General features: G+C 71.7%; 13 protein-coding genes. 4 read left to right on the top strand and 9 right to left on the bottom strand.

Going from position 1 to position 14,515, the window contains the following annotated elements; genetic code table 11:
* Window positions 1-21 precede the first annotated feature (21 nt).
* The 8 genes from rodA to folC all read right to left on the bottom strand — a co-directional run bounded on the left by rodA (window position 22) and on the right by folC (window position 9,307).
* Complete coding sequence (gene rodA, locus CP982_RS15725) at window positions 22-1,218, bottom strand: rod shape-determining protein RodA (protein ID WP_150511119.1); 1,197 nt, start codon at window positions 1,216-1,218, stop codon at window positions 22-24.
* Window positions 1,218-3,461: a penicillin-binding protein 2 gene (gene mrdA, locus CP982_RS15730; protein ID WP_150511120.1), complete on the bottom strand. Its 2,244-nt coding sequence runs from the start codon at window positions 3,459-3,461 to the stop codon at window positions 1,218-1,220. Before mrdA ends, rodA begins: the two co-directional genes overlap by 1 nt.
* A gap of 70 nt (window positions 3,462-3,531) precedes the next feature.
* Window positions 3,532-4,206 (bottom strand): rod shape-determining protein MreD, encoded by a 675-nt coding sequence (gene mreD / locus CP982_RS15735; RefSeq protein ID WP_144003435.1) that lies wholly within the window; start codon window positions 4,204-4,206, stop codon window positions 3,532-3,534.
* A gap of 13 nt (window positions 4,207-4,219) precedes the next feature.
* Window positions 4,220-5,170, bottom strand: coding sequence for a rod shape-determining protein MreC (gene mreC / locus CP982_RS15740; RefSeq protein ID WP_150511121.1), 951 nt, complete (start codon window positions 5,168-5,170; stop codon window positions 4,220-4,222).
* 248 nt (window positions 5,171-5,418) lie between these two features.
* Window positions 5,419-6,438, bottom strand: coding sequence for a rod shape-determining protein (locus tag CP982_RS15745; RefSeq protein ID WP_030362602.1), 1,020 nt, complete (start codon window positions 6,436-6,438; stop codon window positions 5,419-5,421).
* 297 nt (window positions 6,439-6,735) lie between these two features.
* Window positions 6,736-7,149 carry a nucleoside-diphosphate kinase gene (gene ndk, locus CP982_RS15750; protein ID WP_150511122.1) on the bottom strand — a complete coding sequence of 138 codons (414 nt, stop codon included), beginning with the start codon at window positions 7,147-7,149 and terminating at the stop codon, window positions 6,736-6,738.
* Window positions 7,150-7,409: 260 nt separating this feature from the next.
* Window positions 7,410-7,766 (bottom strand): DUF4233 domain-containing protein, encoded by a 357-nt coding sequence (locus CP982_RS15755; RefSeq protein WP_150511123.1) that lies wholly within the window; start codon window positions 7,764-7,766, stop codon window positions 7,410-7,412.
* A 5-nt stretch (window positions 7,767-7,771) separates the two neighbouring features.
* On the bottom strand, window positions 7,772-9,307 hold the full coding sequence (folC, locus tag CP982_RS15760) for a bifunctional tetrahydrofolate synthase/dihydrofolate synthase (protein WP_150511124.1): 1,536 nt from the start codon (window positions 9,305-9,307) through the stop codon (window positions 7,772-7,774).
* A gap of 210 nt (window positions 9,308-9,517) precedes the next feature.
* On the opposite strand from folC, the gene CP982_RS15765 reads away from it, so the two are divergent.
* A complete protein-coding gene (locus CP982_RS15765) occupies window positions 9,518-10,525 on the top strand; it encodes a rod shape-determining protein (RefSeq protein ID WP_170316436.1) in 1,008 nt (335 codons plus the stop codon).
* Window positions 10,526-10,679: 154 nt separating this feature from the next.
* Here CP982_RS15765 and CP982_RS15770 read toward each other — a convergent pair whose 3' ends face one another.
* Window positions 10,680-11,849, bottom strand: a complete 1,170-nt coding sequence (locus CP982_RS15770; protein ID WP_150511126.1) for a sensor histidine kinase — start codon at window positions 11,847-11,849, stop codon at window positions 10,680-10,682.
* Window positions 11,850-12,030: 181 nt separating this feature from the next.
* Here CP982_RS15770 and CP982_RS15775 point away from each other — a divergent pair, with 181 nt between their 5' ends.
* From CP982_RS15775 to CP982_RS15785, 3 genes are read left to right on the top strand one after another with little or no spacing between them, the layout of a single operon-like run.
* A complete protein-coding gene (locus CP982_RS15775; RefSeq protein ID WP_150511127.1) occupies window positions 12,031-12,645 on the top strand; it encodes a hypothetical protein in 615 nt (204 codons plus the stop codon).
* 9 nt (window positions 12,646-12,654) lie between these two features.
* Window positions 12,655-13,812, top strand: a complete 1,158-nt coding sequence (locus tag CP982_RS15780; protein WP_150511128.1) for a PAS domain-containing sensor histidine kinase — start codon at window positions 12,655-12,657, stop codon at window positions 13,810-13,812.
* Complete coding sequence (locus tag CP982_RS15785; protein WP_150511129.1) at window positions 13,809-14,486, top strand: response regulator transcription factor; 678 nt, start codon at window positions 13,809-13,811, stop codon at window positions 14,484-14,486. The genes CP982_RS15780 and CP982_RS15785 overlap by 4 nt, the downstream gene beginning before the upstream one ends.
* The last annotated feature ends 29 nt before the right edge of the window (window positions 14,487-14,515 follow it).

Consider the following 14,515-nt stretch of genomic DNA (forward strand, 5'->3'; position numbering starts at 1 on the left):
TTGGGCGCCCCGGTTGCGGGATCAGGCCGACAGCGGCCGCTGCACCTTGATCGACTGGAGGAGGCCGACGGCCACCCAGACGGCGAACATCGATGTTCCGCCGTAGGAGACGAAGGGCAGCGGGAGGCCCGCCACGGGCATGATGCCGAGGGTCATGCCGATGTTCTCGAAGGCCTGGAAGGCGAACCAGGCGATGATTCCGGCGGCGACGATCGTGCCGTACAACTCGGTCGTCTCGCGGGCGATGCGGCAGGCGCGCCACAGGACGACGCCCAGGAGGAGCAGGATCGCGCCCGCTCCGATGAAGCCCAGTTCCTCGCCGGCGACGGTGAAGACGAAGTCGGTCTGCTGCTCGGGCACGAACTGGCCGGTGGTCTGAGAGCCCTTGGTGAGCCCGGTGCCGGTGAGGCCGCCGGAGCCGATGGCGATGCGGGCCTGGTTGGTGTTGTAGCCGACGCCCGCCGGGTCGAGCGCGGGGTTGGCGAACGCGGCGAAGCGGGCGATCTGGTAGTCGTCCAGGACGCCGAGCTGCCATATGGCGACGCCGCCGAGGGCGCCCGCGCCGAGCAGTCCGAAGACCCAGCGGTTGGAGGCGCCGGAGGCGAGCAGGACGCCGAGGACGATCATCACTATCACCATGACCGAGCCGAGGTCCGGCATCAGCATGATGATCATGATCGGCACGGCGGCGAGGCCGAGGGCCTGGACGACGGTGCGGTGGTCGGGGTGCTCGCGGTCGCCCGCGTCGACGCGGGCCGCGAGCATCATCGCCATGCCCAGAATGATGGTGATCTTGCAGAACTCGGAGGGCTGGAGCGACTGGCCGCCGATGACGATCCAGGCGTGGGCGCCGTTGACGGTCGCGCCGAGCGGGGTCAGGACCAGCAGGATCAGGAAGACCGAGATGCCGTAGAGGATCGGCACGGCGGTGCGCAGCATGGTGTGGCCGAGCCAGATCGTGCCCGCCATCAGCGCGAGGCCGATGCCGATGTTGATGACGTGCTTGATCACGAAGGCGTACGGGTCGTCGCCGACCAGCTCGGTGCGGTTGCGGGTCGCCGAGTAGACGAGCGCCGAGCCGATCACGGAGAGCGCGAGGGCGGCGAGCAGTATCCACCAGTCGAGGCGGCGCAGCAGCGAGTCGCGGGCGAACAGGCGGGCCATGGTGGAGCGCTCGGGGCCGTAGCCCGAGACGGAGAAACCGCTGGTGCCGGCCATCAGTCGCGCCTCCAGCCCGCGGGCGCGCCCGCGAGTTCCTGCTGGTCCTGGTCCTGGTCCTGCTGGTCCTGGTCCTGTTGCTGCGGGTCCTGCTGCTGTTGCTGGTCCCCCGGCTCCTGCGGCGGCTTGGGCTTGCCCGGCTTGTAAGGCTTGACCTTCGGGGCGTCGATGGATCCGTCGGGCTGGATCTTCGGCAGGGACTTCTGCGGCTCGGGCAGCAGGGCCTTCTTCAGGTCCTGGTTGCCGCTGTCGTCCAGGCCGTAGATCGCGTTGTAGATCTGGCGCACGGCGGGCCCGGAGGCGCCGGAGCCCGTACCGCCCTGGGAGATCGTCATCACGATCGAGTAGTCCTTGGTGTACGTCGCGAACCACGACGTCGTCTGCTTGCCGTAGACCTCGGCGGTGCCGGTCTTGGCGTGCATCGGGATCTTTTCCTGCGGCCAGCCGCCGAACCGCCAGGCGGCGGTTCCCTTGGTGGCGACGTCGGCGAGGGCACCGTCTATGTCCTTGCGCAGGGCCGCGTCCATGGGCAGCTTGCCGTGCGCCTTGGGCTTGATCTCCTCGACGTGCTTGCCGTCGGGGCTGATGATCGCCTTGCCGACGGTGGGGTCGTAGAGGGTGCCGCCGTTGGCGATGGCGGAGTAGATCGTGGCCATCTGGATGGGCGTGACGAGCGTGTCGCCCTGGCCGATGGAGTAGTTGACGGAGTCACCGGCGCGCATCTTCATGCCTTCGAGGCAGTTCTCGTAGGCGATGCGCTCGGCGTAGTCACCGCTCTTCTTGCCCTGCTTGCACCAGGCGTCCTTGTTGGCCTTCCAGTAGTCCTTCTTCCACTGGCGGTCGGGGACGCGGCCGCTGACCTCGTTGGGGAGGTCGACGCCGGTCTCCTTGCCGAGGCCGAACTGGTGGGCGGTCTTGTAGAACCAGTCCTTGGGGTCCTTCGCCGGCTTGTTGCCGCCGTCCTTGCGCCACTCGTCGTGCGACAGCTTGTAGTAGACGGTGTCGCAGGAGACCTCCAGGGCCTGGCCGAGCGAGATGCTGCCGTGGCCCTGGGACTCGAAGTTCTTGAAGACCTGGCCGCCGATCGAGTACGAGCTGGGGCAGGGGTAGCGGCCGTTGAACTCGTAGCCCGCGTTGACCGCCGCGGTGGTCGGGATGACCTTGAAGATCGAGCCGGGGGCTGCCTGGCCCTGGATGGCGCGGTTCAGGAGCGGGTAGTTGGACTTCTTGCCGGTGAGCTTGGCGTAGTCCTTGCCGGAGATGCCGCCGACCCAGGCGTTCGGGTCGTACGTCGGGTTGGAGGCCATGGCGACGACGCGCCCGGTCTTGTTCTCCATGACGACGACGGCGCCCGCGTCGGCCTTGTAGTTCTCGCCGGTGTTCTTGTCGAACTCGTCGCGGGCCTTCTTCATCGCGTCGTTCAGCCAGTACTCGGACACCGCCTGGACGCGGGCGTCGATGCTGGTCACGACGTTCGAGCCGGGCTCGGCCTTGTCGGACTTGGCCTTCCCTATGACACGGCCGAGGTTGTCGACCTCGTAGCGGGTGACGCCCGCCTTGCCGCGCAGCTGCTTGTCGTACGTGCGCTCGAGGCCGGAGCGGCCCACCTGGTCGGAGCGCAGGAACGGCGAGTCGGTGTCCTCGGCCTTGTTGATCTCGTCGTCGGTGACGGGCGAGAGGTAGCCGAGGACCTGGGCGGTGTTGGACTTGCCGGGGGCGGCGTAGCGGCGGACCGCGGTGGGCTCGGCGGTGATGCCGGGGAAGTCCTCGGAGCGCTCACGGATCTGCAGGGCCTGCTTGGGCGTGGCCTCGTCGGTGATGGGGATGGGCTGGTACGGCGAGCCGTTCCAGCAGGGCTGCGGGGTCTTGGAGTCGCACAGACGGACCTTGTCCGAGACGTCCTTGGTGCTCATGCCGAGGACGTCGGCGAGCTTGGCGAGGACGCCCGCGCCGTCGTCCTTCATCTTCATGAGCTCGGTGCGGGACGCGGAGACCACGAGGCGGGTCTGGTTGTCGGCGATGGGCACGCCGCGGGCGTCGAGGATCTCGCCGCGCACGGCGGGCTGGACGACCTGCTGGACGTGGTTGCCGGAGGCCTCCTCGGCGTACTCGTCGCCGTTGCGGACCTGGAGGTACCAGAGGCGGCCGCCGAGGGTGAGGAGCAGCGAGACGACGAGGATCTGGATGACGACGAGGCGGATCTGGACGCGCGGGGTGCGCCCGGTCTCCGGGATGTTGGTCACTGGTTGGCTCCTCCCCTGGTTCCGTACGCCGACGGGTGCGCGGCCTCGCCGTACGTCGACTGCGGTGCGCTCACAGGCGCTTGACCCCCTTGATGCGTCCGGCGCGGGCGGCGCGGACCTTGGCCGCCTTGGTGCGCAGGCCGCCGCCGCGCTGGTTGCCGATGCTCAGCCCGGTGCCGGAGGACAGGAAGCCCGAGGAGACGTCGGCGGCCTTGGCGCCCGAGGCGGTCTCGCCCAGCGGGTCGTTCTCGGCGCGGCGGGCGAGCGCGATGATCAGCGGAATGGTGAACGGTGCGAGCAGCAGGTCGTACAGGGCGGCGGTGAAGAGGAGTCCGCCGAGGCCGACGTGGCGGGCCGCGTCGTCGCCGACGAGGGCGCCCACGCCCGCGTACAGGAGCGTCGAGCCGACGGCCGCGCCGACCACGACGAAGAGCGGGCCGCTGGCGGAGCGCAGCCGTCCGGTCTCGGGCTTGGCGAGGCCCGCGAGGTAGCCGATGACGCACAGCACGAGGGCGTAGCGCCCGGCGGCGTGGTCGGCGGGCGGGGCCAGGTCGGTGAGCAGGCCCGCGCCGAAGCCGATCAGGGCGCCGCCGACATGGCCGTAGACGAAGGCGAGGCCGAGGACGGTGAGCAGCACCAGGTCGGGCACCGCGCCCGGCAGTTGGAGCCGGGCGAGCACGCTGACCTGGACGACGAGGGCGACCACGACGAGGGCGCTGGAGAGCAGGATCCGGTTGAAGCGCATGGTGTCAGTGCTCCTACTGCTCGTATCGCTCGGTGCCGTCGGCGGGGGCCTGCCCGGACGGCGTCGCGGTGACCGTCACGGTCGGGGTGGGCCTGGGTTTGGCGGGCTTGGGCGGCAGGACGGTGTCACGGGGGTCCTTGCGGGGCGCCTCGACGACGACGCCGACGACGTCCAGCTTGGTGAATCCCACGTACGGCCGTACGTACACGTTGCGGGTCAGGTCGCCGCCGGAGGGGTCGACGCGGACGACCTCGCCGACCGGGACGCCGGGCACGAACGGCCGGTCGGCCTGCGAGCCGAAGGTCACGAGCCGGTCGCCCTTCTTGATCTTCGCCTTGCCGTTGAGCATCTGGACGCGCAGCGGGCGGTCGCCCTGGCCGGAGGCGAAGCCGAGCTCGTCGGTCTTCTCCATGCGGGTGCCGACGGTGAAGTCGGGGTCGTTGGCGAGCAGGACCGTCGCGGTGGACGGGCCGACGGTGGTGACGCGGCCGACCAGGCCTTCGCCGTTGAGGACCGTCATGTCGCGCTTGATGCCGTCGTTCGCGCCGGCGTCGATGGTGACCGTCCAGGAGAAGCCCTGGGCCGCTCCTATGCCGATGACCTCCGCGCCCTTGATGCCGTACTGGCCCGCGCCCGCCTTCTTGAGCAGGGAGTCGAGCTGTTTGACCCGGCTGCGGTTGCGGTCGTCGCTGCCGAGTCTGGCCTTGAGCGCGGCGTTCTCCCGCTCCAGTTGCGCGATGCGGTCGTGGCGGTCACCGGAGTCGCGGACCGCGCCGATGGCGTTGCCGATCGGGTCCACGGCGCCCGCCATGCCGTCCTCGACGGGGCCGAAGACCGTGGCGGCGGCCTGTCGGGCACCGTCGACCGGTGAATCCTCGCCACCACGGATGTCCACCGTGATCAGTGCGAACGCGATGGCGATCAGCAGCACCAGGAGCAGCCGGCTCTCTCGTGTGTCCCTCACGTGCGGCGGCCGTGCCTTCCTCAAGTAGGAATCTGCGGAATGTGAGCCCGCGGGGTCCCCGGAGCCCCGAAGTCCGCGGAATTCTTATGCCTTGCCTATATATCAACGATCCGCCGCACGAGGCGGCAGGCACTCGTACGGCGGACCTTTTCACGTCAGGTCGTGTGCGGGTCGTGACGTCCGGTCAGCGGACGCGGCCGCCCGGCCACCTCGGTGACCGGGCGCTGCGTGTCATCTTCCCTTATGGATCAGCGACGCGGCTGGGCGTCGAGCACCTGCTGCAGCGCCTCGAACTCCTCGACGCACTTGCCGGAGCCGAGCGCCACGCTGTCCAGCGGGTCCTCGGCGATGTGGATCGGCATGCCCGTCTCGCGGCGCAGCCGCTCGTCGAGGCCGCGCAGGAGCGCGCCGCCGCCGGTCAGGACGATGCCGCGGTCCATGACGTCGCCGGACAGCTCGGGCGGGCACTTGTCGAGCGTGGTCTTGACCGCGTCGACGATGGCGTTGACGGGCTCCTCGATCGCCTTGCGGACCTCGGCCGCGGAGATCACCACGGTCTTGGGCAGGCCGGAGACCAGGTCGCGGCCGCGGATCTCGGTGTGCTCGTCGGCGTCCATGTCGTACGCGGAACCGATGGTGATCTTGATCTGCTCGGCCGTGCGCTCACCGAGGAGGAGGGAGTACTCCTTCTTGATGTGCTGGATGATCGCGTTGTCCAGCTCGTCGCCCGCCACGCGGATGGACTGTGCCGTGACGATTCCGCCGAGGGAGATCACCGCGACCTCGGTGGTGCCGCCGCCGATGTCCACGACCATGTTGCCGGTGGCCTCGTGGACCGGCAGGCCGGAGCCGATGGCGGCGGCCATGGGCTCCTCGATGATGTGCACCTGGCGGGCACCGGCCTGCGACGAGGCCTCGATGACGGCGCGGCGCTCGACCCCGGTGATGCCGGAGGGCACACAGACGACGACGCGCGGGCGGGCCAGATATCGACGCTTGTGGATCTTCAGGATGAAGTAGCGGAGCATCCGCTCGGTGATCTCGAAGTCGGCGATGACGCCGTCCTTCAGCGGGCGCACCGCGACGATGTTGCCGGGCGTGCGCCCGATCATCTTCTTCGCTTCTGCGCCGACCGCGAGAATGCCGCCGGTGTTGGTGTTGATCGCGACGACGGACGGCTCGTTGAGTACGATCCCCCGACCCCTGACGTACACCAGCGTGTTGGCGGTCCCGAGGTCGACAGCCATGTCACGGCCGATGAACGACATGTTGTTCCCCATGAGGATGCGTCTGGCCTTCCCTAGTGGAGCGTGTGATGGCTTGTTAGGTAGGCGAGGTGGGTGCTGTGTGGCGTGGAGGCTTCCATCGTAGTCTCGCCCGCACGCACACGGCGCGAGGGTCTCCGCCATTGTCAGCAGATGATGTGCCGCCCCGCTCTTGGAGACGTGCCATCCGAGGCACGGGTTCCCCCAATCGGGGCGCATATGCCAAAAGACGGCCGAATTCCTTCGGCCGTCCCTGGTCGGTGGAGCGATCGCACTGACTACATGTCAGAACCCGGAGTATCAGACGAGACCCGGAAAGAAGATCTTCAGCTCGCGCTCGGCGGACTCCTCGGAGTCGGAGGCGTGCACGAGGTTCTCGCGGACGATGCTGCCGAAGTCACCGCGGATGGAGCCGGGCGCGGCGGCGATCGGGTCGGTCGGGCCCGCGAGCTGGCGCATTCCCTCGATCACGCGCTCACCCTCGACGACCAGGGCGACGACCGGGCCTGAGGCCATGAAGACGACCAGCGGCTCGTAGAACGGCTTGCCCTTGTGCTCGCCGTAGTGCGCCTCCAGGGTGTCCTGGTCCAGGTTGCGCAGCTCGAGCGCGGAGATGGCCCAGCCCGCCTTGCGCTCGATACGGCCGATGATCTCCCCGATCAGTCCGCGGCGGACGGCGTCGGGCTTGAGAAGAACGAGCGTGCGCTGGCTCATGGTGTGCGGCTCCAAGCGGTGTTTTTACGATCACATGGGATGGGTTCCGCACGATACCGGGGGCACTACAGAGGGTGGCCATCGGGTGAGCGCGATATCGGGCCACTCCGGCAGGTCGGATTCGTGAGAGAGCGACCGCGATGACGGAGCCCGTCCGGCGATTGAGGACGAGGCCGAAGGCCGAAGAAAGCCCGTCCGGCGTTTGAGGACGAGCGCGCAGCGCGACACAGGGCACCGGGCCCCGGGGGGCGAAGGCCGGTTCAGCCCCCGGAGGCCTCCCCCTGCTCAGCCAGCGCGGCGAACCTCGCCTTCGCCTCGTCGATCTTCTGGCCGAAGTGCACGGACGCCCACCACAGCGCGGCGAACATCGCCCCCATGAAGAACATGATCGGCACGACGAAGCCGCTCGCGATCAGTGCGACCTGGAGGGCCCAGCCGAGCTGGACCCCACCCGGCCGGGTGACCATGCCGCACAGCAGGACGCACAGGGCCATCGCGACGCCGCACACCGTCCAGACCGTGCCGGACTCCAGGTCCGGGTCCTTCATCGCGACCAGACCGGCGAAGCCGATGACGAAGAACTCACCGATCAGGGTCGAAGAACAGAGCGTACGCACAGCGGTCAGCGCCTCCCCAGGAGCAGTCGGGCCTCACCCACGGTGATGACGGAGCCGGTGACGAGGACGCCGCCGCCCGCGAACTCGCCCTCCTCCTCGGCGAGCGTGACCGCCGCCTCCAGGGCGTCGTCCAGACGGGGCTCGACCTGGACGCGGTCGTCGCCGAAGATCTCGACGGCGATGGCCGCGAGCTCGTCGGCGCCGAGCGCGCGGTCGCTGGAGTTCTGCGTGACGACGACCTCTGCGAAGAGGGGCTCGAAGGCCTCCAGCATGCCGCGCGCGTTCTTCCCGTCGCTCACGCCGAGGACGCCGATCAGGCGGCTGAAGTCGAAGACCTCGCTGATGGAGGCGGCGGCGGCACGCGCACCCGCCGGGTTGTGCGCGGCGTCCAGGACGACCGTGGGCGAGCGGCGGACCACCTCAAGGCGGCCCGGGGAGGACACCGTGGCGAAGGCCTTGCGGACCGTCTCGATGTCCAGGGGCTCCACGCGCTGGGCGCCGACGCCGAAGAACGCCTCGACGGCGGCGAGCGCCACCGCGGCGTTGTGCGCCTGGTGCTCGCCGTGCAGCGGCAGGAACACCTCCTCGTACTCCCCGCCGAGGCCGCGCAGCGAGAGGAGCTGTCCGCCGACGGCGACCTGACGGCCGACCAGGCCGAACTCCAGGCCCTCGCGCGCGACCGTGGCGTCCACCTCGACGGCCTTCTTCAGGAGCACCTGCGCGGCCTCCACCGGCTGCTGGGCCAGGATGACCGTCGCGTCCTGCTTGACGATCCCGGACTTCTCCACGGCGATCTCGGCGGGCGTGGTGCCGAGCCGGTCGGTGTGGTCCAGGTCGATGGGGGTGACGACGGCGACCGCGCCGTCGATCACGTTCGTGGCGTCCCAGGTGCCGCCCATGCCGACCTCGACGACGGCGACGTCGACCGGGGCGTCCGCGAAGGCCGCGTACGCCATGCCCGTGAGCACCTCGAAGAAGGAGAGGCGGTGCTCCTCCTTGGCGTCGACCAGCTCCACGTACGGCTTGATGTCCTGATACGCCTCGATGAAGCGCTCGGGGGCGATGGGGGCGCCGTCCAGGCTGATGCGCTCGGTGATCGACTGGACGTGCGGCGATGTGTACCGGCCGGTGCGCAGCTCGAAGGCGCCGAGGAGGGCCTCGATCATGCGGGCCGTGGACGTCTTGCCGTTCGTCCCCGTGATGTGGATCGAGGGGTACGCGCGCTGGGGCTCGCCGAGGACGTCCATCAGCGCGGCGATGCGCCGCAGGGACGGGTCCAGCTTGGTCTCGGGCCAGCGGGCCGCGAGCTCCCCCTCGACCTCGCGCAGCGCCCTGTCCACCTCGGGGTCGGCGGGGCGGGACGGGACGTCGGCCTCGGGCGGGCCCGCCTGGGTGCGCAGGGTGCGGCTGCCCGCCTCGATCACGGCGAGGTCGGGGTCACGGTCGGTCTCGGCCGCGACGATGTCGTCGAACTGGTCGGCCGAGCCGGCCGGGCCGGACTCGTCGTCGCGCGGGCTGTCGTTCGGAGGGAGGTCACTCACGTACGCCAGTCTACGGAGACCCACCGACAGCGGCCGGGCGGGCGGGGCCCCGCCCGCCCCGGACCCCGCTCCGCCCAGCCCGATCGGCCCGGGGCGGCTGCCCACGGAGGCCGCGCGGGCCGTCTCCGCCACGGGTCGGGACTTTAGGCCTGTCCGATTCAGGACTTTGGCCCCTCCGTCACCCGAACGGGCCCGGCAAACTTGGCGATCATGGACATAGGGATCGACCTCGGCACCGCCAACACGCTTCTGTACGTCCGCGGTCAGGGCATCGTGCTCAACGAACCGTCCGTGGTCGCCGTCAAGGAAGGCGCGCGGGCCGCGCTCGCCGTCGGCACGGAGGCCAAGGAGACCATCGGCCGCACCCCCGGCACCATCACGGCCATCCGCCCCCTCAAGGACGGCGTGATCAGCGACTTCGAGGCGGCCGAGGAGATGATCCGGCACTTCGTGCGCAAGGCCGTCCCCGGGCGCCGGCCGCGCACCCGCATGGTGGTGTGCGTCCCCAGCGGCGTCACGCCCGTCGAGCGGCGCGCCATCGTGCACGCCGCGCAGCGGGCCGGGGCGCGGGCCGTGCACCTCGTCGAGGAGCCGATGGCGGCGGCGATCGGCGCGGGGCTCCCCGTGGCGGAGCCGCGCGGCTCCATGGTCGTCGACATCGGCGGCGGCACCACCGAGGTCGCGGTGATCTCCCTGGGCGGCATCGTGACCGCCCAGTCCCTGCGCGTCGGCGGCGACCGGCTCGACACCGCGATCACCGACTACGTGCGCAAGGAGCACGCCCTCCTCATCGGCGAGCGCACCGCCGAGGACATCAAGGTCGGGATCGGCTCGGCCGGGCCGGTGCCCGGCGAGGACTCCTTCGAGGAGCGCACGTTCACCGTGCGGGGCCGCGAGAAGGTGGGCGGCCTGCCGAAGACGGTGGAGCTGACCGTGCGGGAGGTGCGGACCGCTCTCGACGAGCCCGTCGAGGCGATCATCGCGGCGGTGCGGGCCACCCTGGAGGAGTGCCCGCCGGAGCTGTCCGGCGACATCATGGAGCACGGCATCGTCCTCACCGGGGGCGGTGCGCTCCTGCCCGGGCTCGACCTGCGACTCGCCTCCGCGACCGGCATCCCCGTCTTCGCGGCCGACGATCCGCTGGACAGCGTGGCGCTGGGCTGCGGCAAGTGCGTGGAGGACTTCGACGGCCTTGAGCGCGTGATGTCAGCGGCTTAGCTCCGCTGGGGTGCGGCGATATCGGCGCTGCGCGCCTCGTCCTCAAACGCCGGACGGGCTGAAAGTCTTCGGCGCGCGCCGTGGGTATTCAGCCCGTCCGGCGTTTGAGGACAAGCGCGGTAGCGCGGTGCTTGAACCGCGCCAGTGACCGAGGTCAGACCGGTTCGTCGGCGGGGAGGTCGGCCTCGACCTCGTACCGCTGCCCGCGCGGGCCCGCGAAGAACGTTCCGCCGAGGGTCCAGACCCGCTCCCCCATCCCCGCCGTCCCCGTCCCCGCGGACACGGGCGCCACGGGGGCGTCGGGCTCCCCTGCGGGCAGCGGGTTGGTCACGCGGACGCGCAGGCGGCCCTCCCGGGCGGTGACGTGGACCTCCACGGCCTCCCCGGGCGCGTGCTTCGCGGCGTTCGTGAGGCACTCCTGGACCACGCGGTGCACCGCCGCCTGGCGCAGGGGCGAGAGGCGGTGGGCGGCGGCGTCGACGTGGAGGGCGACGGGGCTGCCCGCGAGGGCGCTGCGCCGGGCCAGTTCGGGCAGGGCCTCCAGGCCGGGCGTGGGGCGGCCGTCGACGTCGCGCTGGACGATGATCTCGTTCAGCATGCGGTGCGCGGAGCGCGCGGTCTCGGACAGCTCCTCGAAGCCGTCGGCGTGCGGGCCGCCCGCCGCCCGCCGCGCCAGCACCTGGGAGCGGACGCTGAGCAGCGTGAGCTCGCGGCCGACGAAGTCGTGCACGTCGCGCGCGATGCGCGCCCGCTCCCGCTGCACCGCCTGGAGCGTCTCCGTCTCGGCCCGCTGGGCCTGGAGCGCGCGGACGAGGTCCTGCCGGTTCGCGGCGACACCGACGCCCGCCGCGAGCGCGCCGATCGGCACGACCAGGCTGAGGAACTCGCTGAGCGTGTCACCCCTGTGCACCGGCCAGCCGGGCAGATTGAACATCACGTACGCGAAGGAGACATAGCCGATGACACCGAGGGACCCGGCGAGGCGGCCGCGGTAGCGGGCCAGCGAGTACAGGGCGAACTGCGCGAGCGTCAGCTCGTGCAGCCAGCCGAGCAGCACGAGCGCCACCAGGTACGGCACCCAGGGCGCGGCCCGTCTCAGCAGCAGTGTCGCCGCCCCCGCCGTGAGGACGAGCGCGGCCGTGACCCCGGTAAGGGAGTTGTCGGCCGCGGCCAGGCCCGGCACGTCGAGGGCCATCAGGGCCAGACAGGCGAGCGCCGTGAGGAGATCCAGAGCACGAGGTTCGCGGGTGCAACGCCGAGCGAGGCGACGGCCCGCGGCCACCGCCTGGCTGAGCGCCGTGACAGCGGCGGGCCGGTCGTGCATATCCCCTCCATCATCGCCGAGGCTTTTGACCCGACACATCAGACTTTCGGCCCGCGCACCCCTCCGGGGGCGTGACGTGCCGCACGGACGGGCCGGGGCCGGGCGCCGTCTCGTACGACAACGGGTGTACTCCCCGGCGCGGCGGCCCCGCCCCCGCGCGGACCGGCGGTCCAATCGGACCATGTGGTATGCCCAGAATCCGGGTCGCAGGACCCGTCAGCTCGCCGGGGACGCGGCCGTCCTGCTGTGGACCGCGCTGTGGACCGCCGCCGCCCTGGTCGCCTACCGGCTCGCCGTGCTGCTCAGCCACCCGGGACCCGACTCCGGCGTCGCCTCGTCGTGGTCGCCCGCGACCCGTCTGCCCGTCGTCGGCGACGACGTGGACGCGGCGCTGCGCTCGGTGGTCGGCTTCGTCGACGCCGTCGACCCGGTGACGCTGCGCGCCACGCTCGCCGTGGCCGCCGCGAGCCTGTTCCTGCTGCCCATCGGCCTCGTCCTCGCCGTCTGGCTGCCGCGCCGGGTGCGCTGGGTGCGGCAGGCCGCCGCCGCCCGCGAACTCGCGGCCTTCGCCAACGGGCGCGAGCTGCTCGCCCTGCGCGCGCTCCTGCGCCCCCTCGACGAGGTGGCCGCGACCGCCGCCGCGCTGCCGGACGCGACCCCCGGCAGCCTCGCCGAGGGCTGGCGCACCGCCGACCCGCGCACCCTGGACGCGCTCGCGGACGCCGAGCTGGAGCGGCTCGGCCTCGCCCCGGGGCCGGAACCCCTCGGCCCGCTCGTGGCCGAGCCCGCCGGTTAGGCCCGCCGCATGCCGACCGAGCCCCGGAGCCTGCACGCCCCGTTCTCCGCGGCCGTGCTGCGGGCCATCCCACTGGGCGCCCTGCTCGTCGGGGACGACGGCCGGGTCGTGGCGGCCAACCCGCAGTTCTCGGAGGTCTGCGGGCTGCACGGCGTCGACACCTCCACCGGCGCGCCCGCCGACCCCATCGCGGACGCCGTGGCGCGCCTGCTCCCGGAGCGCGACGCCGCCGCGCTGCGCTCGCTGCGCGGCCAGTTCGTCCGCAAGGCCGAGCTGCGGCTGCGCGACGGGCGCACGCTGCGCCGCAGCCGCCAGCCCATCGACGCGGGCGAGCGGCACCTGGGCGTCCTGTGGCTCGTCGAGGACGTCACCGAGCAGCGCCGGTACGAGGCCGACCTGCACCGGCACATCGACACGCTCGGCGAACTGGCCCGCGACCGCGCCGAGTTCGCGGCCCGCACCTCGCACGAGCTGCGCACCCCGCTGGCCACCGTGCTCACCTTCTGCGAACTGCTCACCGACCCCGCCACCGGCGCCCTCAGCGAGGTGCAGCGGGAGTACCTGGACACGATCCGGCGGGCCGCGACGCGCATGCAGGACATGGCCGACGGGCTCCTGCACCGGTACGCGGAGGCCGCGAGCGGCGCCCCGCCGTCCTTCGCCCCCCTCGACCCGGGCCGCCTGCTGACCCGCCTGGTGGGGGACATCACCCCCTGGGCCACCCGCGACGGCGTCTTCGTGGCGCTCGACCTGCCCGGCGGCGAGCCGCCCCCACTGACCGCCGACGCCGACCAGCTGGAGCGGGCGCTGACCGCACTGCTCGACAACGCCGTGAAGTTCACCCCCGCCGGCGGCACCGTCACCGTCACCGCCCGGCCGGACGAGGGGCCCGGCGACGGCGAACAGCCGCCCGGCTTGCGGATCACCGTCGCCGACAGCGGCATCGGCATCCCCAAGGAGTTCCAGGAAGAGGTCTTCACCGAGTTCGTCCGCGCCCCGAACGCCCGCCGCGGCCCCTACCCGGGCACCGGCCTCGGTCTGAGCGTCGTACGCGACGCCGTGCGGCTGCACTCCGGCACCGTCACCGTCCACAGCGACGAGGGGCACGGCACCGGCGTGGAGGTGTGGCTGCCGCTCGGCGGCCCGCCCGGGACCGGCCCGGCATGACCCGCCTGCTGCTCGTCGAGGACGACCCCGACCTGGGGCTCGCCCTGCGGGTCCTGTTCACCCGCGCCGGGTACGACGTCGTCACCGCGGACGACGGGCAGTCCGCGCTCAAGCTGCTCTTCGCCCGGCGGCCCGCGCTCATGGTGCTCGACCTGGTCCTGCCGGGCCTGGACGGCTGGGAGGTCCTCGACCGCACCCGCGACCTCACCGACCTGCCCGTCCTCATCCTGTCCGGCCGCACCAGCCCCGCCGAGCGGGTCCGCGGCCTGCGCTCCGGCGCCGACGACTACCTCTGCAAGCCCTTCGACCACGTGGAGCTGCTCGCCCGCGTGGAGGCGCTCCTGCGGCGCTCCAACCCCGAGCAGTGGCGGGGCGACTACGTCGAGGCGGGCCTGCGGCTCGTGCCCGAGCGGCGGTCGGCGGTGTGGCAGGGCCACGAGACGCGCCTGAGCGCGATCGAGTACCGCCTCCTCGAGGTCCTCGTCCGCAACCGGGGCCGGGTCGTCACCACCGAGCAGCTCCTCGACCTCGTCTGGGACGACCCCGGCGGGAGCGGCCGTGAGCGGGTGAAGTTCGCGGTGCTGCGGCTGCGGCGCAAGCTCGCGGTGGGCGAGGGGGGCGACCCCTTGGAGTCCGTACGGGGCCTCGGCTACCGCTACCGGGGCGAGGGCTGAGGTCCGCTGCCCTCGCGGAGGCTGGAAGA

The organism is Streptomyces spectabilis (assembly GCF_008704795.1).
In the GTDB taxonomy this organism is placed as follows: domain Bacteria; phylum Actinomycetota; class Actinomycetes; order Streptomycetales; family Streptomycetaceae; genus Streptomyces; species Streptomyces spectabilis.